We start from the raw sequence: 22591 nt of genomic DNA on the forward strand, positions 1-22591 counted from the left end.
TTTTTTTATGATTTCTTTTGTGATTGTGTCAGAACATTTTTTTTGATCGCCTTGAATTCGCAAATTATTTCTAATGTGGCTTTTCAACCAAAATAAATTTACAGAATCTATGAGAGACAAAAAAACACTCCAACTTATCCAACTGACATAAAGAATTAAGTCAGTAAAGCAATAATCTTCAACAGAGGAAGTAAGACTATTATTGCACGGGCGGAGGGATTCGAACCCCCATCAACGGTTTTGGAGACCGCTATTCTACCCTTGAACTACGCCCGTATTTTGAAGTCGCAAATTAAACGTTTTTTTTCTCTTCCGCCAACTATTTCACTGCTTTTAATTCAATAAAAAATCAGCAACGCCACAGCTCTTCATCTAACTTTTTCTTCTGCAACGAATTACAGAAAACATTCTTTGAGCAGACCATTTACCATCGGATTTAAAAGTAAACCTGCCTGAAGTAAAAACTAAGCCAAACTTATCTTTTTTTAGCCACGAATTCACGAATTAGTTCTTAACAAGCTTACATAAAAACAAAAAATCTGCCGAATCTGCCGAATCTGCGTGAAAAATAATCACGTCAGACTTGTCTCCTTTCTGCCACGAATTCTCGAATTATTCCTTTTTTAGATCTCGTTTAAACAAAAAAATGCGCAAATTCGACTGAATCTGCGCAAAAAAAATATTTTATTTCAGCATAAAAATCTAAGCCAGCAAAGCATTTTTCAATCCTTCAAAATCTACCGTAATCTGCTCGCCTGTTACCAGGTTTTTAAGTGAATACGAATTTGAAGCGATTTCCTGATCTCCCGCAATTACTGCGAAAGGAATCAGTCTTTTATCAGCATATTGAAACTGCTTCCCTACTTTTACGTTATCCGGATAAAGTTCAACTTTTATATTTTCCTGACGTAATTTCTGAATGGCCTGTGACGCATACAAAGCCTCTGCATCTCCGTAATTAATAAACAATGCTTTTGAAGTCGCCGAAACAGTTTCCGGGAACAACTGAAGTTCTTCTAAAACCAAATAAATACGATCTAGTCCAAAAGAAATTCCAACACCACTCATATTTTTCAAACCAAAAATACCCGTCAAATCGTCGTATCTTCCACCACCTCCGATAGAACCCATCGAAACTGATTTTGGAGCCGCTACTTCAAAAATGGCTCCGGTATAGTAGTTTAATCCACGAGCAAGAGTCACATCTAAATCTAAAGTAGCTGTCGACAATCCTAAAGTTGCCACATTGTCACAAATAAATTTAAGCTCCTCCACGCCTTTCATTCCTTCTTCTGACGCAGCTAATAAATCAGAAAGCTGATTGATTTTATCTGCAAAAGTTCCGGTAAAACTAAAAAGAGGCTGCACTTTTACCAATGCTTCTTCAGAAATACCATTCTCGATCATTTCTTTTTTCACGCCATCTTCACCGATTTTATCCAGTTTATCAAGAGCCACCGTAAAATCAATTAATTTATCAGAAGCACCAATCACCTCAGCAATTCCGGATAAAATTTTTCTGTTATTGATTTTAATGGTTACCCCTTCTAAACCTAATGCAGTAAAAACGGTATCGTATAATTGCACTAATTCTACTTCCTGCCACAACGATTTTGAGCCCACCACATCGGCATCACACTGGAAAAACTCTCTAAAACGCCCTTTCTGCGGACGATCAGCTCTCCAAACCGGCTGAATCTGATATCTTTTAAACGGAAATTCGATTTCATTCTGGTGCTGCACTACATATCTCGCAAATGGAACTGTTAAGTCATAACGCAATGCTTTTTCAGAAATTTGTTTTGTAAACGAATTTAATTCAACTCTTTCTGCAATAGTAATTTTATCAGCAGAAACAGCCTGAAGCTGCTCGATAGATTTTGGCAGTTCAATTTTACTTTTATTGTAGAAAAAATTTCCTGAATTTAATATTTTAAAAATCAAACGATCTCCTTCTTCCCCGTACTTCCCCATCAAAGTATCTGAATTTTCAAATGAAGGGGTTTCAATCGGCTGAAAGCCAAATTTCTCAAAATTATGTTTGATAACCTGAATAATATATTGACGTTTTGACACCTCCGCTGGTGAAAAATCTCTTGTCCCTTGTGGTATGCTTGGTTTTGAAGCCATTTTTTTAGATTATTAGATTTTTGGATCTTTAGATTATTAGATTTTTTTTTGAATCTTAAAATTTAAAAATCTCCTTATGAATTACTGTCTTTTCAGAACTTCTTTTTCTCAGATTCTGAACGACTGCAAATATCTTACTTTTTAAAATAAATAATACCACTTCGAAAACAAACTTGTAACAAAAAACGTATTTTCGTGACAAATAGATCATGATGCTAAAATTATTTAAAGAAAATATCCGAATTGCTTTTGGTTCTATCAAAACTCAATTGCTGCGTACGATTCTTACCGTTTTAATTATTGCTATCGGAATTACCGCTTTGGTGGGAATCCTGACGGTCGTTACGGCACTTGAGAATACGGTTTCGACCAATTTTGCATCCATGGGTGCCAACACCTTTAACATCAATCAATACGAAAACAATCTAAAAAATAGAGGAGGAAACGAACGCGAAATCATCAATCCGATTATTTCTTACCCGGAGGCAGTAGCCTTCAAAAATAAATACAAATATCCTTTTACCGAAACTTCACTTTCTTTTACTGCTACCTCTAAAGCTGAAGTAAAATATTCAGACCAAAAAACCGATCCGGAAATTACGATTGTTGGTGTCGACGAACATTTTATCTCTAATTCAGGTCTGGAAACTACTTTAGGCCGTTCTTTCAACCAATTCGACATTGAAAACAATACTTACTCGTGTGTTGTAGGTTCTGATTTTGAAAAAGGCTTACTAAAAGACGTTAATCCAATTGATAAAATTATCTCTATCCGTGGTGCCCGCTTCAAAGTGATCGGTGTTTTAAAAGAAAAAGGCTCAACCTTCGGAAACAGTCAGGATTTACGTGTTTTAATTCCAATTCAGGTCGCACGATCTTTGTTTACTACCCCAAAAATCAACTACACCATTAGCGTGATGGTTTCAAAAAAAGAACTTTTGGACGAAGCTGTAGACAATGCCACAAGTACGATGCGCAGGGTTCGTAAATTAAGCCCTGTTCGTGATAACAATTTTGGTATTGGAAGAAGTGACGATTTAATTAACCGAATTCTGGGAATCACCAAATATCTGGGATGGGCCTCCTGGATTATTAGCATCATCACGATTCTGGGGTCATCCATTGCTTTAATGAACATTATGATTGTTTCGGTTACAGAACGAACCCGTGAAATTGGTGTTCGAAAAGCCCTGGGAGCAACCAAAATAACGATTTCAGTACAGTTTTTTATCGAAACCTTATTAATTGGTCAAATAGGCGGCTTGGTTGGTATTGTATTAGGAATTCTTGTTGGATTTGCCTTTGCAGCCGCAATGAATTTTGCTTTTGTAATTCCGTGGGTAGCTATCTTTGCTGCTTTTGCTACCAGTTTTATGGTTGCTATAGTTTCAGGTTTATATCCGGCAATAAAAGCATCACAACTGGATCCGATTGAAGCATTACGATATGAATAATTTCTAGTTTTCAGTCGCGGTATCCAGTTACAGTTTACGGTTAGTTGTATGACTGAAAACTGAGACTGAGACTGAGACTAAAAATTGAAACTGCGACTGCAAACTCAAACAGTTCCCTTAATCATACGATCATTATCGTAAATATCTTTTTTCAGTTCAATATTGTTGAAATTCATCTTTTCTAATAAATCAATCATCTCTTTCCCCAGATACTGATTGATTTCGAAGTACAATTGTCCGTTTTGCAAAAGATTTTCTCTGGCCAGTTCAGCAATTTTTCTGTAAAAAATCAAAGCATCGTTATCGTCTACAAAAAGAGCAAGATGCGGCTCATAGTCCAAAACATTCTTTTTAATCTCTTCTTTTTCTAAATTCCGCACATAAGGCGGATTCGAAACAATGATATCAAAGTTGTGTTTCAATTCTTCTGTCTCTAAAATATTCTGAAGCATAAAAGTAACTTCAACTTTATTCCGGACTGCATTTCTTTTAGCGGTTGCTATTGCTTTTTTAGAAACGTCAATTGCATACACTTCTGCATGGGGAAGGTTTTTTGCCAAAGAAATGGCAATGCAGCCACTGCCGGTTCCAATATCAAGGATCTTGATTTTTTTTGATTTAGTTCCTCCTGAATTATCATTAATAATCCATTCCACCAATTCTTCTGTTTCGGGACGGGGAATCAGAACATTTTCATTGACTTCGAAATCTAAGCCATAAAAATGAGTTTTACCTAACAAATACTGAATCGGAACTTCTTTCTTTAATTGCAGTACTAAAAAATCCCAAATCAGAAAATCATCTTCTGAAAAAGCCAATTCATGATTCAATGCCAAATCAATTTGTCGCAATTGATGCTTATCTTCAAGAATTAAATAAAAAAAACTTTCCGCTTCATACGCATCGTAAAAGGGTGATAAATCTTTAATGAACTGAGTCCGATATTGTTTGATTTTCATTTTGGGTATTTGAGCATTATTTTTCAGCCAAGGGCAACCGTATTACAAGATAAGTATTGTAACGTTAATTTGCTACACTAATTTCCTATAATTTTTTCAACATCCAAACAGGACAGGAACTGTGACCTGTGTTACCCATAGGAGCTTCTAAATATTCAAAACCTGATTTTACATATAATTTTTGCGCGGCATGCATAAAAGGCATCGTCTCGATATAACATTTTTCAAAACCAAAAATTCTCGCTTGCTCTAAACACTTCTCCATCATCACACTTCCAATTCCCAAGCCCCTGGTTTTCGGCAAGAAATACATTTTCTGCAATTCACAGATCTCCGGAGAACCGTTTTCTAAAGGCGCAACTCCACAGCAGCCTATAATTTCACCTTCCTTTTCAACCACATAATAAACTGATTTCGGCTTATTGTATTCTTCAAACATTAAATCTAAATACGGATCTTCATAAGCAGTCCCTACTTTAGGTATTTCCATTTCATCAAAAACGGATCGTATTAAATGTGCAACTGCCTGATTGTCTTCTTTTTTAATCGTTCTAATACTCCAATTTTCCATATTTTATTACTCCTTTAATATCATTACAAAAGTAAAAATACTTTTTCGATAGTTGCTTAACTCCCCCAAAACTATCGGGACTAAACTCAAAATTAACTACTTTTGTATCGTGAATATACATGAAAAATACATAAAACGCTGCATCGAACTGGCTCAAAATGGTTTTGGAACTACTTATCCGAACCCCATGGTTGGAAGCGTAATTGTTTACAACAATCAAATCATCGGAGAAGGCTGGCATAAAAAAGCGGGAGAACCACATGCAGAGGTTAATGCCGTACGTTCTGTAAAAGACAAATCACTGTTAAGCAAAGCGACGATATACGTTAGTCTAGAACCTTGCAGCCATTTTGGGAAGACACCTCCATGTTGTGACTTAATTATAGAGCATAAAATTCCACATGTGGTTGTTGGAACAGTTGATCCCAATGAAAAAGTAGCAGGAAAGGGTATCAAAAAACTAATCGAAGCCGGAGCAAATGTTACTGTTGGAGTTTTAGAAAAAGAATGTTACGAACTTAACAAACGCTTTTTTACTTTTCACCAAAAACAGAGACCTTATATACTATTAAAATGGGCCGAAAGTCAGGATGGTTTTTTATCTCCTGAAAAACAAAAAGATGCAGAAAGAAAACCTATTTGGATCACCAATTCCTATTCCAGACAATTGGTTCACAAATGGAGAAGTGAAGAACAGGCAATTTTAGCGGGAACTCAAACTATTATTGATGACAACCCGAAATTAAATACCAGAGATTGGTCAGGGAATAATCCTGTGAGGGTTATTTTGGATCAAAATAGCCGCATCTCAAAAGACAGTTTTGTTTTTGACGATAGCGTAAAAACCATCGTATTTACAAAATCTGAAACCAGCCTTCCAACAGAAAACACTACCTTTACAGTAATCGATTTTGATCGTAGCATTGTACCGCAGATCACAACAGCTTTGTATCAAAATCAGATTCAGTCTGTTATTATCGAAGGAGGCGCTAAGACTTTACAGTCCTTTATAGACCAGAATATTTGGGACGAAGCCCGTATTTTTATTGGAAAAACCTCTTTCAAAAACGGAACTAAAGCACCACTTATTCCAAAAGAAAACGTGACAAAAACCAGTATTCTCGACGACGAATTATTAAACATTAGAAATCATGATTGATACTATAATTTTTGACTTTGGAGATATTTTCATCAATCTGGACAAACAGGCAACTATTTCGGGATTACAGAAATTAGGACTAAAAGAATGGAATGCAGAATTAGATCAATTGAATCTTTTGTTTGAAACCGGAGACATTTCAACTGAGGATTTTCTGGCAGGCTTTCAAAAACAACTTCCAAATGCCACTACGGAACAAATTCTGGAAGCATGGAACGCCATTTTAGCAGATTTCCCGTTATACCGACTGGAATTTTTACAACTGCTGTCTCAAAAATACCGCTTGTTTCTATTGAGTAATACTGACTCTATACACATTGAAACTTTCGAAAACAAAACCGGCATTTCATTTTACAGTGATTTTTATCAATGCTTTGAAAAAGTTTATTTTTCATTTGAAATCGGCATGCGAAAACCAAATGCAGAAGTTTTTCAATATCTCATCAACAAACACGAACTATCCCCAAAAAGAACTTTGTTTGTAGACGATAAAAAAGAAAATACAGATTCAGCCGCAGCACTGGGATTTCATGTCTGGAATTTACAAGTTGGACAAGAAGATGTTATTGATTTATTTGACAAACAAATCCTTTAACATTTTCTGCCACAGATTAAAATAATTCTTTTTACGCCGATTGCGCCGATTTCATTACAATTATAATCTGTGACTAAAAAAATCAACCCTAGTTTAGAAATCAATCATAAACACAAAAAGATAAAATCCATTTAATCTTTTTTAATCAGTGGCTAAAAAAAATCAAACTCAATTTGGAAATTAACGATACGTACCAGACCATTTCTTTTGAATCTGAAGAAGTGCTTTTAAAAGAAAAAAGCAGCAAATTCTTTGGCTATGCCTATCCTATCGAAAGTGAAGACGAGGTAAAACCTATTATTGAGAACCTAAAAAAACAGCATCCCCATGCCGTACATTATTGTTATGCTTACCAATTAGGAACCGCACCCAAAATTTCCTACCGCGCCAATGACGACGGTGAACCCAGTAACACTGCAGGCGCACCAATTTACGGACAGATACAATCTTTTGGCGTAACCAACGTTTTAGTAGTAGTGGTTCGGATTTACGGAGGAATTAAACTAGGTGTTGGCGGCCTAATCACTGCTTACAAAACAACGGCACAAATGGCGCTGGAAGTATGTGAGATTATAGAAAAGACCATAGACGTTCACTTTTTAATCTCTTTTGATTACAAAAATATGAATCGGGTAATGCGGGTTATAAAAGAAAAAAAACTCGAAATTACAGCTCAGGAAATGGAGATTAATGAAGACACAGGACTTCCAATTGGCAAAATAACAACCAAAACACGCAAAAAAAATGCCGAAACAATATTCGACATTTTTGATTTAATGTTTGAAATCGATATTAAAATTATATAATTTGACATTAAAAGGGGACACATTTTAACAATTATACCAGTGTTTTAAACAATTCTAAAATGTAATCTGGGGGTGCTGTCGGACGACCTGTTTTTAACGAAATAAATACTAAAATAAACACAGCAGTTGTTAATAACTCACCTGCTTCGTTATAGATCGCGCAATCAAATTCAATCTTAACAGATGACTGACTTTTGAAAGCTGTATGAATAGTAAGAAGCTCATCGTAACGTGCCGATTTTTTATAATTTATCTGCATTGAAACAATTGGCAATCCAATACCGCTTTCTTCCATGCTTTTATACGAAATCCCTTTATTTCTAAGCCATTCCACTCGTCCAATCTCAAAATATGGCACATAATTTCCGTGATAAACAACGCCCATTTGATCGGTTTCAGAGTAACGGACACGCACTTGCGTTTGATGATTTTTCATTATTTTCAGATTAAAAAAAATTAAGTTTAAAAAGTTTACTTACAACTTTTTTTTATAAAATTAGAGTTCAAAATATTTTTTTTACAGAAATTTGTTCACATATTTGTTATCCCGAAATACGGAATAAAACTGCTCCTTTTTTATTAGGAGAATCTTTATCAATAATAAGAAAATTTATTTGAATCTATGACTAAAACTGCTCAATCGGTATGGGAAAACTGTTTGTCTTTTATAAAGGACAATATTCAAGATCAAGCATACAAAACTTGGTTTGAGCCAATCAAGTCAGTTGAACTAACCGATAACGCGTTATACATTCAGGTACCAAGTAAATTTTTCTACGAATGGCTCGAAGAGCATTACGTAAAATTATTGAAAGTTGCACTTACCAAAGAACTGGGAAAAAACGCAAAGTTACTCTATAAAATTAAAATGGAGAACACTTATGGAAATAAACAGCCGTTTACCGAGCAGCTGCCTAGTTCCAACAGAGTTCCGATGAAACCTCAAGAGGTTGATGCTCCGTTTAAAAACCTAAATCCTGAACTTAAGAATCCGTTTGTAATTCCGGGAATCCGAAATTTAAAAATTGAATCTCAGTTAAATCCAAATTACAGTTTTGATAATTTCCTTGAAGGAGATTCAAACCGTTTAGCCCGTTCTGCAGGTATGGCAGTTGCCAACAAGCCTGGAGGAACTTCCTTTAATCCGTTATTGATTTTTGGAGGAGTTGGATTAGGAAAAACACACTTGGCACATGCTATAGGTGTGGAAGTAAAAGACAAATACCCTGAAAAAACGGTTTTATACATTTCTGCCGAAATTTTCACGCAGCAATATATTGATTCTGTTAAAAAGAACAATCGTAATGATTTTATTCATTTTTATCAGTTAATCGATGTTTTAATTATTGACGACGTTCAGTTTTTATCCGGAAAATCAGGAACTCAGGATGTATTCTTCCATATTTTCAACTATTTACATCAAAACGGAAAACAGGTAATCCTTACTTCGGACAAGGCACCTGTTGACATGCAGGATATCGAGCAGCGTTTATTATCCCGTTTCAAATGGGGTCTTTCTGCCGAGCTGCACCAACCGGATTACGAGACTCGCATCTCTATCTTAAAAAACATACTATATCGTGATGGTGTTGAAATGCCGGAAGATATTATTGAATATGTGGCACGTAACATCAAGAGTAACGTTAGAGAATTAGAGGGAGCTATTATTTCCTTAATTGCTCAGTCTTCGTTCAACAAAAAAGAAGTTACTATTGAGTTAGCCAAAAGTGTTGTAGAGAAATTTGTTAAAAATGTAAAGAGAGAAATCTCTATCGATTATATTCAAAAAATTGTGTCTGATTATTTCCAGTTGGATGTTGAAACACTTCAATCTAAAACCCGAAAGAGGCACGTGGTACAGGCGAGACAATTGGCCATGTTTTTTGCAAAGAAATTCACCAAAGCTTCTTTGGCAAACATTGGCTCACAAATTGGAGATCGCGACCACGCTACCGTATTACACGCTTGCAAAACAGTTGACAATTTAGTTTCTACAGACAAACAATTCAAAAAATTTGTCGAAGACATCAACAAAAAACTAACGCTATAAACGCGCATCATGCCAGTAAGAATTTTAATGGTTTGTTTGGGAAACATTTGCAGATCACCTTTAGCTGAAGGTATTTTAGCTTCAAAATTACCCAAAAATAATTTCATCGTTGACTCAGCCGGAACCGGATCCTGGCATGTAGGACACTCCCCTGATAAACGATCTATAGCAGTAGCCAAAAAAAACGGCCTCGACATTGGAAACCAAAAAGGTAGACAATTCAAACCTGCTGACTTCAATACTTTTGATTACATCTACGTGATGGATTCTTCTAATTATGACGACGTTATAAAACTGGCTCAGACTGAAGAACATAAAAACAAAGTCCGTCTGATTTTAGACGAATTATTTCCGGATGAAAACGTAGATGTTCCGGATCCTTACTTTGGCGTTACCAACGGATTTGAAAATGTATATCAAATGTTAGACGAAGTAACCGATATCATCTCGAAGAAACTTATCGAAAAACATTCATAAGCTCTTCTTTTCCTAACAAAATAAAAAGACATCTATGAAACTCCTGGGAAAACTATACTTAATTCCAACAACAATGGGCGAAAGCGACCCTATGGATGTTTTACCTCAAACTGTCAAAAGAAGCATCGATTTTATAGATCACTATATCGTTGAAAACGAAAAAACGGCCCGTAAATCCATAAAAGCAGTCTCGCCGGAAAAAAAACAATCTGAACTGATTCTTTTTACTCTTAATAAACGCACAGAAACAAGCGAACATTTAGACTTCATCAAACCTTTACTGGAAGGAAAAAATGTTGGATTAATGAGCGAAGCCGGCTGTCCCGGTGTTGCTGATCCCGGTGCCGTAATTGTAAAACTGGCACATGAAAAAGGAATTCAGGTGGTACCTTTAGTGGGACCATCTTCTATTTTATTGGCCATGATGGCATCCGGAATGAACGGACAAAGTTTTACTTTCAATGGCTATTTACCTATTGATAAAGACGAAAAAAAATCAGCAATTCGTCATTTCGAAAGATTATCACAAGATAAAAACCAATCACAGCTTTTTATTGAAACTCCGTATAGAAACAACAAATTAATCGAAGATCTTTTACAGATTTTAAATCCGTCAACACATCTTTGTATTGCAACAGATATTACTTTACCAACAGAATTCATTAAAACAATGCGGGTTTCGGATTGGAAAAAACTAAAAGTAGATATTGACAAACGCCCTACTATTTTTATTATTCATAAAATGTAAACTATTAAACCGTATTCATAATGAAAAAGTTTCTTCTCCTACTTCTGATCTGCTTTGTCCAAATTACATTTTCGCAAACCAACAAAGAATCCGAAAAAACAACAGCAAGTTCAATTTCGAATGACAATACTGTCTATGATCTCAAAGGAATAGAGGAAAAACCCGAATACCCTGGCGGTGTCACTGAATTCACTGCCTTCCTTAACAGAAATTTTATAAAACCCACTGAAAAACCGAATCTAACAGGAAAAATCTACTTCACTTTTATCATCGAAAAAGACGGTTCTGTTAGTGATATAAAGATTATAAGAGATCTTGGTTTCAAAACCGGAGATGAAGCAACGCGTGTTTTAAAGTCTGCTGCAAAATGGAAGCCCGGCAAGCATAAAACAAAAGAAGTAAGAACCTTGAATACAGGCGTGATAACTATAAGCTAGACAATATTCATCTGTATCACTCACAAGTTTTCCCCTAATCAAACTTTATCATGAGTAAACTTCCCAATGTAACCACCAGTATTTTTACGGTCATGTCTAAAATGGCAGCGGAATACAACGCAATAAATCTCTCACAAGGATTCCCGAATTTCCCTGTTGATGAAAGATTGACCGATATCATTGCGCGATTAGCAAAAGAAAACGTGCACCAATATACTCCAATGGCAGGATTCCCTCCATTGATGGAACAAATAGCACAATTGGTTCAGAAATCTTACAACAGAACCATTCATCCGGAAACCGAAATTCTGGTAACAGCGGGGGCCACTCAGGGAATTTTCACTACAGTTTTAGCTTTGGTCAAAACCGGTGATGAAGTCATCATTCTGGATCCGAGCTACGATTCGTATGAATCTCCTGTTTTGTTGTGCAACGCAAAACCTGTTCGTGTCGCTTTAAATAACGATTACACCCCAAATTGGGAAACGATCGAAAAAGCCTGTTCTTCAAAAACGAAGATGATTATCATCAACAATCCGCATAATCCAACAGGTAAAATTTTGACTCAGGATGATTTTTCTCACTTAGAGAGATTATTATCCAAACACCCAGACCTTCTTGTCCTGTCTGATGAAGTTTACGAATACATTACTTTTGAAGAAAAACACATTTCGGCACATACCAAAGATTTTCTTTTGAACCGTTGTATCATGGTTTCTTCTTTTGGAAAATCATTTCATATTACGGGATGGAAAATTGGCTACACCGTTGCTCCGGAACACTTAATGAAGGAAATAAAAAAAGTACATCAGTTTCTGGTTTTTAGTGTGAATAGTATTTCACAGGCTGCTATCAGTCAATATCTGGAGATTGTCGACGTCAATTTACTTGGAAAGTTCTATCAGGAAAAAAGAGATTATTTTCAAAAACTACTTCAAAATAGCCGATTTGAATTAAAACCCTGCGAAGGAACTTATTTTCAGGTGGCTTCTTATGCCAATATTTCAGCCGATGACGATGTTACTTTCTGTAAAAAATTAATCACAGAACATGGCGTCGCCGCAATTCCGATTTCTACTTTTTATTCCGACCACAAAGATCAAAAGCTAATCCGTTTTTGCTTTGCTAAAGACAATTTTACACTAGAAGCTGCCGCAAAAAAATTAGGTGATATTTAAAGTTTATTAAAATTTTATAACATTATTATGCGTGCATCCTATTTATTTAATTAATATTGTAATAAAAAGAAATACATATGAGCTATACAGATAAAATGTTAAGAGATGACGCTTTAAAAGGCAAAGTCATTGTTGTTACAGGCGGAGGAAGCGGTTTAGGAAAAGCCATGACCAAATACTTTTTAGAATTAGGGGCTCAAGTAGCCATTACTTCAAGAGATTTAGAAAAGCTTAAAAACACTGCCGCTGAACTTGAAACTGAAACCGGAGGAAAATGTTTACCGCTTCAATGTGACGTTCGTCATTACGAAGAAGTGGAGAACATGCTTCAGGAAGTTTTAAAAACTTTTGGAAAAGTAGATGTTCTTTTGAATAATGCTGCTGGAAATTTCATCTCGCCAACAGAACGTTTATCTGCGAATGCTTTTGATACGGTTATTGATATTGTATTGAAAGGTACTAAAAACTGTACGCTTGCCTTTGGAAAACACTGGATCGACACCAAACAAACTTCTGCTACGATTTTAAATATTGTTACAACTTATGCCTGGACAGGTTCGGCCTATGTAGTACCAAGTGCAACCGCAAAAGCGGGAGTACTGGCGATGACCCGCAGTTTGGCCGTTGAATGGGCAAAATACGGAATTCGTTCTAACGCAATTGCTCCGGGGCCATTCCCTACAAAAGGAGCCTGGGATCGATTATTGCCGGGAGATCTTGCCGAAAAATTCGATATGGCGAAAAAAGTACCTTTAAAACGTGTAGGCGATCATCAGGAATTGGCCAATCTGGCAGCTTATTTAGTTTCAGATTTTTCAGCTTATGTAAATGGAGATGTTATTACAATTGATGGTGGGGAGTGGTTAAAAGGTGCCGGACAGTTTAATTTACTGGAAGCAATCCCGGAAGAACTTTGGGATCAGCTTGAAATGATGATTAAAGCCAAAAAGAATAAATAATTACAAGTGCTTACTAAATTCAGAATATTTTATTAAAACTATACTGATTGCACCAAATCCCGATGGCAATGCTATCGGGATTTTTTTTGCATAGTTCCTGTAATCCTTTCAAAACCTTAGTTAAACTTATCCGCATAAATTCAATTTTAAAGTTCGGATACCATTATGAATCCACTTAAATTATTATTTTTGCCGAACAAATATATAACACAAATTTTATGCTCATTATTGGACTTGCAGGAGGAACAGGAAGTGGAAAAACGACAGTAGTACACCAAATCATGAATGAATTACCGGACACAGAAGTGGGTGTAATTTCTCAGGATTCGTATTATAAAGAGACTAACAATTTGTCATTTGACGAAAGAGCATTAATCAATTTCGACCACCCGCGCGCGATCGATTTTGAATTACTGGTAAAACACCTTAAAGCTTTAAAAGCAGGTGAAACCATAGACCAGCCTGTATATTCTTTCATACAACACAACAGAACCGACGATACGGTTTCAACTCACCCAAGAAAAGTAATGATTGTTGAGGGAATTTTAATTCTAACCAATCCGGAATTACGTGATCTTTTTGACATCAAAATTTTTGTTCATGCTGATTCAGACGAAAGATTAATCCGTCGTTTAAAAAGAGACATTTCAGAACGCGGACGTGATATTGACGAGGTTTTAACACGTTATCAAAACACCTTAAAGCCAATGCACGAACAGTTTATAGAACCTTCTAAGGCTTTCGCCGACATTATAATTCCAAACGACAAATACAATACCGTGGCCATTGATGTAGTCCGGGCTGTAATTAATCAGCGAATTTTATAATTTTTATTGTAAATTTAGTGCATCAAACTTAGAAGATACATTTCAACTTTTGTGCCTGAAAATGGCACAAAAGGAGTATCACTTCTATCAAAACCAAAACATCAATCGAAATTATAAAACGCAATCGGTTAAATGAAAATTAAAAACCCATATAAAGACAAAAAATGGTTTAAACTCCTGGGCAATAAATACGTTTGGGTGTTGCTCTTTTTTGTAATATGGATGTTATTCTTAGATAATTATTCTTATTTTGATCATCGTTTTCTGGACAACCAGATTCATGAATTACAAGACAATAAAAAATACTATCAGGACGAAATAAAAAAAGATCAGGAACAGATCAAACAGCTCAAAAATCCTGAACAAATTGAAAAATATGCCCGCGAGAAGTACTTTATGAAAAAAGACAGCGAAGATATTTACATCATACATTTTGAAGGAGATACCATTCAAGATAAAGAATAACCCGAAAAAATATACAATGGCCACTACCCTGTTCGACGATTTTAGTCCGATTTCATCCAAACAATGGAAACAAAAAATTCAGTTTGAATTAGATGGAGCCGATTACAACCAAACTGTAATTTGGAATTCTCCCGAAGACATTCAGGTAAAGCCATTTTACCACACTGATGAATTTACAAAGGCCGCAACGGTAAAAACTCAGGTATCCAACTTTAAAATTTGCCAGAACATTTTTGTTTACGATATTGACAAATCAATTCAGAGAGCCATCAATACACTTGAAAGAGGCGCTGAAAGTCTGCGTTTCACAATTGAAGACAAAACCATTGATGTTCAAAAATTACTGGAAACACTTCCTTTAGAAAACAGAATTGTTTACTTTAATTTGAATTTCATTTCAATCGATTTCGTAAAACTATTGGACCAGATTTCAATTCAGAAGAAAGCTACTTTTTATTGCAATATTGACCCTATTGGACAATTGGCAAGAGAAGGAAACTGGTTTTCTACAGCAGATAAAAATAATTTTGAAACGCTGGAAAAAATTTCAAAAACGACAACCAATATTTCATTTTTAAGTATCGACTCGGGTTTGTATCAAAATGCAGGCGCTACTATCACGCAGCAAATTGCTTATAGCTTAGCACACGCCAATGAATATTTGAACCGCTTTCCGAATACTTTAAAACCAATTGTTTTTGAAGTTTCAGTAGGAACTAATTATTTCTTTGAAATTGCGAAACTTCGTGCCTTGCGCATGCTTTTCAAATTAATCGCTGCGGAATATAATCCTGACTTAGAATGTCATTTAGTAGTAACTCCGACCAAACGAAATAAAACGATTTACGATTACAATGTTAACATGTTGCGCACAACCACAGAATGCATGTCGGCCATTTTAGGCGGTGCAGATGCTGTAGCCAACCTGCCTTACGATTCTTTGTATCATAAAGACAATGAATTTGGCGATCGTATTGCCCGCAATCAATTACTGGTTTTAAAACATGAAAGTTATTTTGACAAGGTTGATAATCCGGCAGACGGAAGTTATTACATTGAAAGCCTGACGATGCAGCTGGCCGAAAAAAGCTTAACCTTGTTTAAAGACATTGAAGCAAATGGAGGATTCTTAAAACTTTTAAATGACGGAACGATCAAGAAGAAAATTCAGGAAAGTGCTGAAAAAGAACAGGAATTATTCGATTCTAAAAAGGAGATTCTGTTAGGTACGAACAAACATCCGAATAAAGAAGACAAAATGAAACATGATTTAGAATTGTTTCCTTTCGTAAAAATAAAACCAAGAAAAACATTAATTACTCCAATAATAGAAAAAAGATTAGCCGAAAAACTGGAGCAGGAGCGATTGGAACTTGAATAATCTTTTTAAAGTAATTAATTAAACTATACAACGAAGAGTCTCCATGATTAGAAAAGACCTTACACATATTAAGTTAGATGTTAACCGTGAAAAGTTAGACCAACTGGCACATAACTCAGAACCCGTAACGCATAACTTCACCACGGCCGAAGGAATTGAGCTCAAAAAAAGATACTCTGAAAAGGATCTTGAAGATCTAGAATTTCTTGATTTTGGAGCCGGGTTTGCACCCAACTTGCGCGGACCTTACGCTACCATGTATGTAAGACGTCCGTGGACGATTCGTCAATATGCAGGATTTTCGACCGCTGAAGAGAGTAATGCTTTTTACAGAAGAAATTTGGCTGCCGGACAAAAAGGACTTTCGATTGCCTTCGATTTACCTACCCATCGTGGTTACGATTCCGATCATGAAAGAGTAGTTGGTGATGTTGGAAAAGCCGGGGTAGCCATCGATTCTGTCGAAGACATGAAAATACTATTCGATCAGATTCCGCTTGATGAAATGTCGGTTTCAATGACTATGAATGGAGCCGTTTTACCTATTATGGCTTTTTATATCGTTGCGGCAGAAGAACAGGGCGTACCAATTGGGAAATTATCCGGAACCATTCAAAACGATATTCTGAAAGAGTTCATGGTACGTAACACCTATATCTACCCTCCGACTCCTTCGATGAAGATCATTGCTGATATCTTCGAATTTACGAGTCAAAAAATGCCCAAATTCAACTCTATTTCAATTTCGGGATACCACATGCAAGAAGCGGGTGCCACTGCCGATATCGAATTGGCCTATACCTTAGCAGACGGTCTGGAATATATTAGAACCGGTCTCTCTACCGGAATGAGTATTGATGACTTTGCTCCCCGATTGTCTTTCTTTTGGGCTATCGGAATGAATCATTTTATGGAAATTGCCAAAATGAGAGCAGGTCGAATGATCTGGGCAAAACTGGTACAACAATTCAATCCCAAAAGTGATAAATCTTTGGCGCTGAGAACCCATTGTCAGACTAGTGGATGGAGTTTAACTGAACAGGATCCGTTTAATAATGTCGCCAGAACTTGTATCGAAGCCACAGCAGCTGCTTTTGGAGGAACACAATCCTTGCACACAAACGCATTAGACGAGGCTATTGCTTTACCTACTGACTTCTCGGCAAGAATTGCGCGTAATACGCAGATCTTTTTACAGGAAGAAACTAAAATTACCAAAACCGTTGATCCATGGGGAGGAAGTTATTATGTAGAAAGCTTAACCGATGAAATTCTCAAAAGCACCTGGAAACTTATCGAAGAAGTGGAAGAATTAGGCGGGATGACCAAAGCTATTGAGGCGGGAATTCCGAAATTAAGAATCGAAGAAGCTGCGGCAAGAAAACAGGCCAGAATAGACAGCGGACAAGATATAATTGTTGGTGTAAATCAATACCGATTAGAAAAAGAAGATCCTCTACACATTCTGGATGTTGACAACCAAATGGTTCGCAAGCAGCAAGTAGATCAACTTCAAAAAATTAAAGAAACCAGAGATACTGAAAAAGTAAATCAATCACTCGAAAAATTAATTCATTGTGCAAAGACCGGAGAAGGTAACTTACTCGCAATCGCAATTGAAGCAGCCCGAAACAGAGCGACTTTAGGAGAGATTAGCGATGCCCTTGAAAGCGTATTCGGCAGATTCAAAGCACAAATTAAATCCTTTAGCGGTGTGTATAGTGCAGCAATAAAAAATGACGAGAATTTTGAAAAGGCAAAACAATTAGCTGATGCCTTTGCCAAACAAGAAGGAAGACGTCCCAGAATTATGATTGCTAAAATGGGACAAGACGGACATGACCGAGGTGCAAAAGTAGTTGCGACAGGTTATGCCGATGTAGGTTTCGACGTAGACATAGGTCCGCTCTTCCAAACTCCGGCCGAAGCTGCCAAACAAGCGGTTGAAAATGACGTTCACATCTTAGGAGTTTCATCACTGGCTGCCGGACATAAAACTTTAGTCCCTCAGGTGATTGAAGAGCTTAAAAAACACGGCCGCGAAGATATTATGGTCATTGTAGGAGGAGTAATTCCTGCTCAGGATTACCAATTTCTTTTTGATGCCGGAGCGGTAGCAGTCTTTGGTCCCGGAACAAAAATTAGTGAAGCGGCCATTAAAATCTTAGAAATTTTAATTGATTAAAATACAATGTAAAGAAACCTGTTTTCACTACAGGTTTAAACTGAAGAATAAAATTTTACAAAAGAGAGACAAATGTCTCTCTTTTTTTATTCTGTATTTTTCTCAACAAAAAAACTTTCAATCTTTGCCAGCCTCCTATTGTCACACTCCAATTGTCATTTCGACGAAGGAGAAATCACACGAGCCATTCTACAAAGAAACTCCTCAAAGAAATTCCACGAAGAAATTGCCAATCTTTGCCGAGCTTCTTATGTGATTTCTCCTTCGTCGAAATGACACGGCATGAAAAAATTTTTCAAAACAAACAATAAAACAAAGTATATTCGTACAAAATAATATATTATGTTCAATCCTCAATCTGGCTTTCATACTTATTATGTCTATATTATAACCAACCAACATCGTTCGACTTTTTACATTGGTGTTACTAACAATTTAAAACTAAGATTACATCAGCACAAACAAAATATAGAAAACGGTACAAAAACATTTGCATCAAGATATAATATTCAATTTTTAGTATACTACGAAAAATTCACTTGGATTCACGAGGCTATTACACGAGAAAAAGAGTTGAAAAAATGGAATAGAGATAAAAAACTAGCATTAATTAAAGAACAAAATCCAGTATTTGAGTTTCTTAATCATTATTTTTAATAGTAAACGTAAATTTTACAATAGGATCTCTAGCATGCTATAAAGAAAATCACCATCCATTTTCAGACTCAGCGTGTCATTTCGACGAAGGAGAAATCACAACAGTAATTCTACAAAGAAACTCCTCAAAGAAATTCCTCAAAGAAACTGCCAATCTTTGTCGAGCTTCTTATGTGATTTCTCCTTCGTCGAAATGACAAGGATAAGTACTGATAAAAAAACAAGTATAAAAAAACCTGCTGTTAAAAGCAGGTTTTTTCTATAAAGCTTACACTTTATTAATGGTGTATTGTAGCGTTACTATCCGCTTCAATAAACGAAAGATCATAACCGCCAAAGGCTTTAAGGTAACTTTTTAAAGAAGTTCCGTAGGCATCTCTAAAGTGTTGCCCTCCTTTGTTCTTAAAAAAGTTTTTAACTGAACCTGCACCACCAAGATGAGCAGCAGCCAAAATACCAGACTCTGTAATTTCAATACCGTTAATAATTTTCCCTTCATACTTTTCGATCTCATTGCGTAAAATCCATTTGTTTCTAGACAATAACACCAGAAATGCTTTTTCCTGTAAGGCAGGGTCTTTTAAAAAGGCTTTGTTGTTTTGAACACCAATAGCTCTCAGTGCCTGAGTCCCAAATTGATATTTCCCCATATAACCTAGCGAATTTACCAAACGATATTTCCCTTGAGATTCCTTAAAAGCTACAGCTTCTTTGAATCCAATAAGACGTTTTCCGGTAAATGGGGTGTTTAATTTGTGTAAGGTAGGATAATCATCCTCTTCCTGTGATGGAAATACGTATTCAGATCCATCTGTTTTTTCTATTAGAAACCACGGTTTGGTTTCCAGATTAAAGGGTTTAAAACCCAAAGTCAAAAATGTAATAATAACGATCAAACTCGCATAAAAATACCACTTCTTTATCATAAATTGTTTTTCTTCAAAACGCTGTCACCTTTTTGAAATTTCTACGGTGCAAAGGTAATAAAAAACAAATTATACTGATAATCAACAAGTTAATGTTTTCTAAAAATAGAAGGCATGCGCTTTAAGCCCTTTATTGGCGGAGTATTCGAGAGTTGGCGCCGGAATTTTTATCGTGTTAAAAATGGAAAAAATAGTCTTTAAAAAATGTGATTTTGTTTCAATTTTGTTCAAATTTACGTCAAAACTAAGATAAATCTGACGAAATCTTTTCGGGTTTTGTGTGAAATCAGGATTATCATTTTGTAAATTTCCGGTTAACATTCCATCGGCTCCATACCCAAAGGCTACATTTAACCACTTTGGAATTTTACTCTCTTTCGCGAAAGAATGAAGATTTACAGAGAGCCAATAGGTTTGCCCATTATAATCTTTCAAAAGCTGTTCATTTAACGAACTTCCCAATACTTTAGGCCTTAAATTTGCATATTGTGTAGTATGAAAAGAGAATTTTGGAACAATACGCTGTTCTTTCCAAAGTAATTCCTGAGAAACATATAAGGCAGTACCGGTGGCATTAGCAATAACATCTCCTGAAGATGCACCCCATTCTGATGAAAATCCATCCAATACTTCGACAGCCGTCAGAAAGGCAAAGCCAAAACCTGCACCGTAAATTAATTGTTTTTTTTGATCAGCACCACTCCATTTCATCATTTCAGCACCAAATCTTCCTAAATGATAGGCAGAATACATATGCCCCACCTTATCCATCTGAAGCCATTCGTTATTATCATTTATAAAGTGAAAATTAGAGCGGGGATAATCAGCATACCAAAGCTGATTCAAACCAAGCAAAGTTACCGAAGCCAGAGTAGCTTCGGTAATTATGACTGTATTTTGTCTTTTTTTATTTAAAGTATCCGAAGGTGTTAAAAAACTTTCAACCCTGCTTTGAGCGTTTACAGAAAAAACACTCCAAAACCCTAAAACCGATAAAAAAAATATGCTTTTAAAATTCAAAACTATCTTGTTACTCCCTGACTAGCAATCCAGTCTGAATATTTTTTTGCATTTACATTGTGTTCTGCCAAAGTAGCAGCGAATTCATGGTATCCGAAACGTTCGACGCTTGCACAAAAATAAATATAATCGTTTTTCTCCGGGTTTAAAACAGCATCAAGGGCTGTAATATCAGGCATTGCAATTGGTCCCGGGGGAAGTCCGATATTCACGTAAGTGTTGTAAGGCGATTTCATAATCAAGTCGTTGTAAAAAACTCTTTTAATTACCTGATCGAAATTATTGTTTCTAAGTTTTAAAGCGTAAATTACCGTTGGATCAGCCTGTAATGGCATTTCTAAACGTAAACGGTTCAAATAAACACCTGCAATACGAGGTCTTTCATCTTTCTTTACGGACTCTTTATGAACGATGGAAGCTAAAATAGTAACCTGAACCGGAGTTAATCCTTGCTTTTTTGCCTTTTCGATTCTCTCTGCAGTCCAAAAATTGTGATATTCTTTGATCATTTTATCACGAAACTTCTCTGCTGAAGTATTCCAGTAGATTTCATAAGTATTCGGAATAAACATAGCGAAGACGTTCTCTTCATTAAAACCATTTGCAGCTAAAAATTCCGGATCTCTAAAGGCTTTCAATAGCGATAAACTGTCTGCTTCGATTTCAGAACCTACTCTTCCTGCAAAATTTTCCAATCTCTCCTGATTATTAAAAGCTAATTTTACCGGAACATTAGAACGCATAGCGCGAACCAAATCTATATTGTTCATGTCTTTTTTAAGCAAAAAACGACCTGACTTTACATTTTCAGGATAACTTCTTTTGTTAGCCACCATTTCAAAATCTTCGAAATTCTTGATATAGGGCTCCAATATTTTCTTCACATCGGTATACTTTGCTCCAGTTGGAACATACACGTACAATTCTTTCTCCTCGAATTTGGTATTGGCACTGAAGATTTTACTAATTAAAATAAATCCGTAAACCAATAAAACTGAAATTACGGCAACAGCAGTTAACGTGATGATTTTTTTTATGCTCAAAGTTTTAAATTTAAATGTGTTTATTAATTAACTGAAACATTGCTTCATCCTGATATTTGTTATGGAGCAAAACCCAGTCCTTCTTAATTCCTATTTTCTCAAAGCCAAATTTAGTAAAAAGAGCTACACTTGCTGCATTTCCCATAGCAATATTTGCATATAATTGGTGCAAATTTAAATGGTGAAATGCATACTTAATTAAAAGTCCTAATGCCTCAGATCCAACTTTTTGATTTCTGTTTTCATCCTTTTGAATGACTATCCCAATCCCTGCTCTGTTATTTTTCGGATCAAATTCAAACAAATCAATTAATCCGATCGCCGGAAAGTCCTGATCCTGACAGATCGCCAAACGCAATTGCTTGGCCTCATAAATATCCTGCTGTGCATTTTCGAGATACTGGCGGATCAAAAACCTGCTATAGGGCGTTTGGGTGTTACTGACTTCCCAAATGCGCTCATCATTCTCCATGGCATACACAAACTCCAGATCGTCAGGTTCCAGTGCCCGCAGATAAATTGAATCGCCTTTGAGTGTTATCATTTGATTTTAGATTTTAGATT

23 protein-coding genes and 1 tRNA gene are annotated in these 22591 nt (G+C 36.0%); 15 read left to right on the forward strand and 9 right to left on the reverse strand.

What is annotated here, in order from left to right; all coding sequences use genetic code 11:
- Window positions 1-205: 205 nt before the first annotated feature.
- Together C245_RS0121125 and hisS are read right to left on the reverse strand one after the other, a co-directional pair.
- Window positions 206-276, reverse strand: a tRNA-Trp gene (locus C245_RS0121125).
- 426 nt (window positions 277-702) lie between these two features.
- Window positions 703-2130 (reverse strand): histidine--tRNA ligase, encoded by a 1428-nt coding sequence (gene hisS, locus C245_RS0121130; RefSeq protein WP_017498611.1) that lies wholly within the window; start codon window positions 2128-2130, stop codon window positions 703-705.
- Between the two features lie 209 nt (window positions 2131-2339).
- Between hisS and C245_RS0121135 the strand changes: the two genes are divergently transcribed.
- Window positions 2340-3584 carry an ABC transporter permease gene (locus tag C245_RS0121135; protein WP_017498612.1) on the forward strand — a complete coding sequence of 415 codons (1245 nt, stop codon included), beginning with the start codon at window positions 2340-2342 and terminating at the stop codon, window positions 3582-3584.
- 104 nt (window positions 3585-3688) lie between these two features.
- Here the strand turns inward: C245_RS0121135 and prmC are convergent, their stop codons facing one another.
- The gene (gene prmC / locus C245_RS0121140; protein ID WP_017498613.1) at window positions 3689-4543 is read right to left on the reverse strand and encodes a peptide chain release factor N(5)-glutamine methyltransferase; all 855 of its coding nucleotides are present in this window, start codon (window positions 4541-4543) and stop codon (window positions 3689-3691) included.
- Between the two features lie 85 nt (window positions 4544-4628).
- The gene (locus C245_RS0121145; protein WP_017498614.1) at window positions 4629-5114 is read right to left on the reverse strand and encodes a GNAT family N-acetyltransferase; all 486 of its coding nucleotides are present in this window, start codon (window positions 5112-5114) and stop codon (window positions 4629-4631) included.
- Window positions 5115-5223: 109 nt separating this feature from the next.
- Here C245_RS0121145 and ribD point away from each other — a divergent pair, with 109 nt between their 5' ends.
- From ribD to C245_RS0121165, 3 genes are all read left to right on the forward strand, one after another.
- Window positions 5224-6273, forward strand: coding sequence for a bifunctional diaminohydroxyphosphoribosylaminopyrimidine deaminase/5-amino-6-(5-phosphoribosylamino)uracil reductase RibD (ribD, locus tag C245_RS0121155; protein WP_017498616.1), 1050 nt, complete (start codon window positions 5224-5226; stop codon window positions 6271-6273).
- The gene (locus C245_RS0121160) at window positions 6266-6868 is read left to right on the forward strand and encodes an HAD family phosphatase (RefSeq protein WP_017498617.1); all 603 of its coding nucleotides are present in this window, start codon (window positions 6266-6268) and stop codon (window positions 6866-6868) included. Before ribD ends, C245_RS0121160 begins: the two co-directional genes overlap by 8 nt.
- Before the next feature lie 173 nt (window positions 6869-7041).
- Entirely contained in the window at window positions 7042-7674 is a 633-nt protein-coding gene (locus C245_RS0121165; protein ID WP_017498618.1) for a YigZ family protein, read from the forward strand.
- Window positions 7675-7705: 31 nt separating this feature from the next.
- Here the strand turns inward: C245_RS0121165 and C245_RS0121170 are convergent, their stop codons facing one another.
- Window positions 7706-8110 carry a thioesterase family protein gene (locus tag C245_RS0121170; protein WP_017498619.1) on the reverse strand — a complete coding sequence of 135 codons (405 nt, stop codon included), beginning with the start codon at window positions 8108-8110 and terminating at the stop codon, window positions 7706-7708.
- A 186-nt stretch (window positions 8111-8296) separates the two neighbouring features.
- Here C245_RS0121170 and dnaA point away from each other — a divergent pair, with 186 nt between their 5' ends.
- The 11 genes from dnaA to C245_RS0121225 all read left to right on the forward strand — a co-directional run bounded on the left by dnaA (window position 8297) and on the right by C245_RS0121225 (window position 19038).
- Entirely contained in the window at window positions 8297-9724 is a 1428-nt protein-coding gene (dnaA, locus tag C245_RS0121175) for a chromosomal replication initiator protein DnaA (protein ID WP_017498620.1), read from the forward strand.
- A 9-nt stretch (window positions 9725-9733) separates the two neighbouring features.
- Window positions 9734-10201 (forward strand): low molecular weight protein-tyrosine-phosphatase, encoded by a 468-nt coding sequence (locus tag C245_RS0121180; RefSeq protein WP_026110208.1) that lies wholly within the window; start codon window positions 9734-9736, stop codon window positions 10199-10201.
- A 34-nt stretch (window positions 10202-10235) separates the two neighbouring features.
- Window positions 10236-10949: an SAM-dependent methyltransferase gene (locus C245_RS0121185; protein WP_017498622.1), complete on the forward strand. Its 714-nt coding sequence runs from the start codon at window positions 10236-10238 to the stop codon at window positions 10947-10949.
- 20 nt (window positions 10950-10969) lie between these two features.
- Window positions 10970-11386 (forward strand): energy transducer TonB, encoded by a 417-nt coding sequence (locus C245_RS0121190; protein WP_017498623.1) that lies wholly within the window; start codon window positions 10970-10972, stop codon window positions 11384-11386.
- A gap of 50 nt (window positions 11387-11436) precedes the next feature.
- Window positions 11437-12564, forward strand: coding sequence for a methionine aminotransferase (locus C245_RS0121195; protein ID WP_017498624.1), 1128 nt, complete (start codon window positions 11437-11439; stop codon window positions 12562-12564).
- 77 nt (window positions 12565-12641) lie between these two features.
- Complete coding sequence (locus C245_RS0121200) at window positions 12642-13523, forward strand: SDR family oxidoreductase (protein WP_017498625.1); 882 nt, start codon at window positions 12642-12644, stop codon at window positions 13521-13523.
- A 218-nt stretch (window positions 13524-13741) separates the two neighbouring features.
- Entirely contained in the window at window positions 13742-14350 is a 609-nt protein-coding gene (gene udk, locus C245_RS0121205; protein WP_017498626.1) for a uridine kinase, read from the forward strand.
- 132 nt (window positions 14351-14482) lie between these two features.
- Complete coding sequence (locus tag C245_RS0121210; RefSeq protein WP_017498627.1) at window positions 14483-14815, forward strand: septum formation initiator family protein; 333 nt, start codon at window positions 14483-14485, stop codon at window positions 14813-14815.
- A gap of 16 nt (window positions 14816-14831) precedes the next feature.
- On the forward strand, window positions 14832-16196 hold the full coding sequence (locus C245_RS0121215) for a methylmalonyl-CoA mutase subunit beta (protein ID WP_017498628.1): 1365 nt from the start codon (window positions 14832-14834) through the stop codon (window positions 16194-16196).
- A gap of 43 nt (window positions 16197-16239) precedes the next feature.
- The gene (gene scpA / locus C245_RS0121220) at window positions 16240-18381 is read left to right on the forward strand and encodes a methylmalonyl-CoA mutase (protein WP_017498629.1); all 2142 of its coding nucleotides are present in this window, start codon (window positions 16240-16242) and stop codon (window positions 18379-18381) included.
- 342 nt (window positions 18382-18723) lie between these two features.
- Window positions 18724-19038, forward strand: a complete 315-nt coding sequence (locus C245_RS0121225; RefSeq protein WP_017498630.1) for a GIY-YIG nuclease family protein — start codon at window positions 18724-18726, stop codon at window positions 19036-19038.
- Window positions 19039-19316: 278 nt separating this feature from the next.
- Here the strand turns inward: C245_RS0121225 and C245_RS0121230 are convergent, their stop codons facing one another.
- From C245_RS0121230 to C245_RS0121245, 4 genes are all read right to left on the reverse strand, one after another.
- On the reverse strand, window positions 19317-19964 hold the full coding sequence (locus C245_RS0121230; RefSeq protein ID WP_017498631.1) for a hypothetical protein: 648 nt from the start codon (window positions 19962-19964) through the stop codon (window positions 19317-19319).
- A gap of 99 nt (window positions 19965-20063) precedes the next feature.
- Window positions 20064-20984 carry a DUF2279 domain-containing protein gene (locus C245_RS0121235; protein WP_017498632.1) on the reverse strand — a complete coding sequence of 307 codons (921 nt, stop codon included), beginning with the start codon at window positions 20982-20984 and terminating at the stop codon, window positions 20064-20066.
- Between the two features lie 2 nt (window positions 20985-20986).
- Entirely contained in the window at window positions 20987-22027 is a 1041-nt protein-coding gene (gene mltG / locus C245_RS0121240) for an endolytic transglycosylase MltG (protein WP_017498633.1), read from the reverse strand.
- Window positions 22028-22037: 10 nt separating this feature from the next.
- Window positions 22038-22571, reverse strand: coding sequence for a GNAT family N-acetyltransferase (locus tag C245_RS0121245; RefSeq protein WP_017498634.1), 534 nt, complete (start codon window positions 22569-22571; stop codon window positions 22038-22040).
- Window positions 22572-22591: the final 20 nt, after the last annotated feature.

It is taken from the genome of Flavobacterium sp. WG21, from assembly GCF_000335775.1.
GTDB classification, from domain to species: domain Bacteria; phylum Bacteroidota; class Bacteroidia; order Flavobacteriales; family Flavobacteriaceae; genus Flavobacterium; species Flavobacterium tructae.

Coding starts and splice junctions, on each gene's coding strand:
- hisS (WP_017498611.1), bottom strand. CDS start 2,130: ATGGCTTCAAAACCAAGCATACCACAAGGGACAAGAGATTTTTCACCA.
- C245_RS0121135 (WP_017498612.1), top strand. CDS start 2,340: ATGATGCTAAAATTATTTAAAGAAAATATCCGAATTGCTTTTGGTTCT.
- prmC (WP_017498613.1), bottom strand. CDS start 4,543: ATGAAAATCAAACAATATCGGACTCAGTTCATTAAAGATTTATCACCC.
- C245_RS0121145 (WP_017498614.1), bottom strand. CDS start 5,114: ATGGAAAATTGGAGTATTAGAACGATTAAAAAAGAAGACAATCAGGCA.
- C245_RS0121160 (WP_017498617.1), top strand. CDS start 6,266: ATGATTGATACTATAATTTTTGACTTTGGAGATATTTTCATCAATCTG.
- C245_RS0121170 (WP_017498619.1), bottom strand. CDS start 8,110: ATGAAAAATCATCAAACGCAAGTGCGTGTCCGTTACTCTGAAACCGAT.
- dnaA (WP_017498620.1), top strand. CDS start 8,297: ATGACTAAAACTGCTCAATCGGTATGGGAAAACTGTTTGTCTTTTATA.
- C245_RS0121180 (WP_026110208.1), top strand. CDS start 9,734: ATGCCAGTAAGAATTTTAATGGTTTGTTTGGGAAACATTTGCAGATCA.
- C245_RS0121185 (WP_017498622.1), top strand. CDS start 10,236: ATGAAACTCCTGGGAAAACTATACTTAATTCCAACAACAATGGGCGAA.
- C245_RS0121190 (WP_017498623.1), top strand. CDS start 10,970: ATGAAAAAGTTTCTTCTCCTACTTCTGATCTGCTTTGTCCAAATTACA.
- C245_RS0121195 (WP_017498624.1), top strand. CDS start 11,437: ATGAGTAAACTTCCCAATGTAACCACCAGTATTTTTACGGTCATGTCT.
- C245_RS0121200 (WP_017498625.1), top strand. CDS start 12,642: ATGAGCTATACAGATAAAATGTTAAGAGATGACGCTTTAAAAGGCAAA.
- udk (WP_017498626.1), top strand. CDS start 13,742: ATGCTCATTATTGGACTTGCAGGAGGAACAGGAAGTGGAAAAACGACA.
- C245_RS0121210 (WP_017498627.1), top strand. CDS start 14,483: ATGAAAATTAAAAACCCATATAAAGACAAAAAATGGTTTAAACTCCTG.
- C245_RS0121215 (WP_017498628.1), top strand. CDS start 14,832: ATGGCCACTACCCTGTTCGACGATTTTAGTCCGATTTCATCCAAACAA.
- scpA (WP_017498629.1), top strand. CDS start 16,240: ATGATTAGAAAAGACCTTACACATATTAAGTTAGATGTTAACCGTGAA.
- C245_RS0121225 (WP_017498630.1), top strand. CDS start 18,724: ATGTTCAATCCTCAATCTGGCTTTCATACTTATTATGTCTATATTATA.
- C245_RS0121230 (WP_017498631.1), bottom strand. CDS start 19,964: ATGATAAAGAAGTGGTATTTTTATGCGAGTTTGATCGTTATTATTACA.
- C245_RS0121245 (WP_017498634.1), bottom strand. CDS start 22,571: ATGATAACACTCAAAGGCGATTCAATTTATCTGCGGGCACTGGAACCT.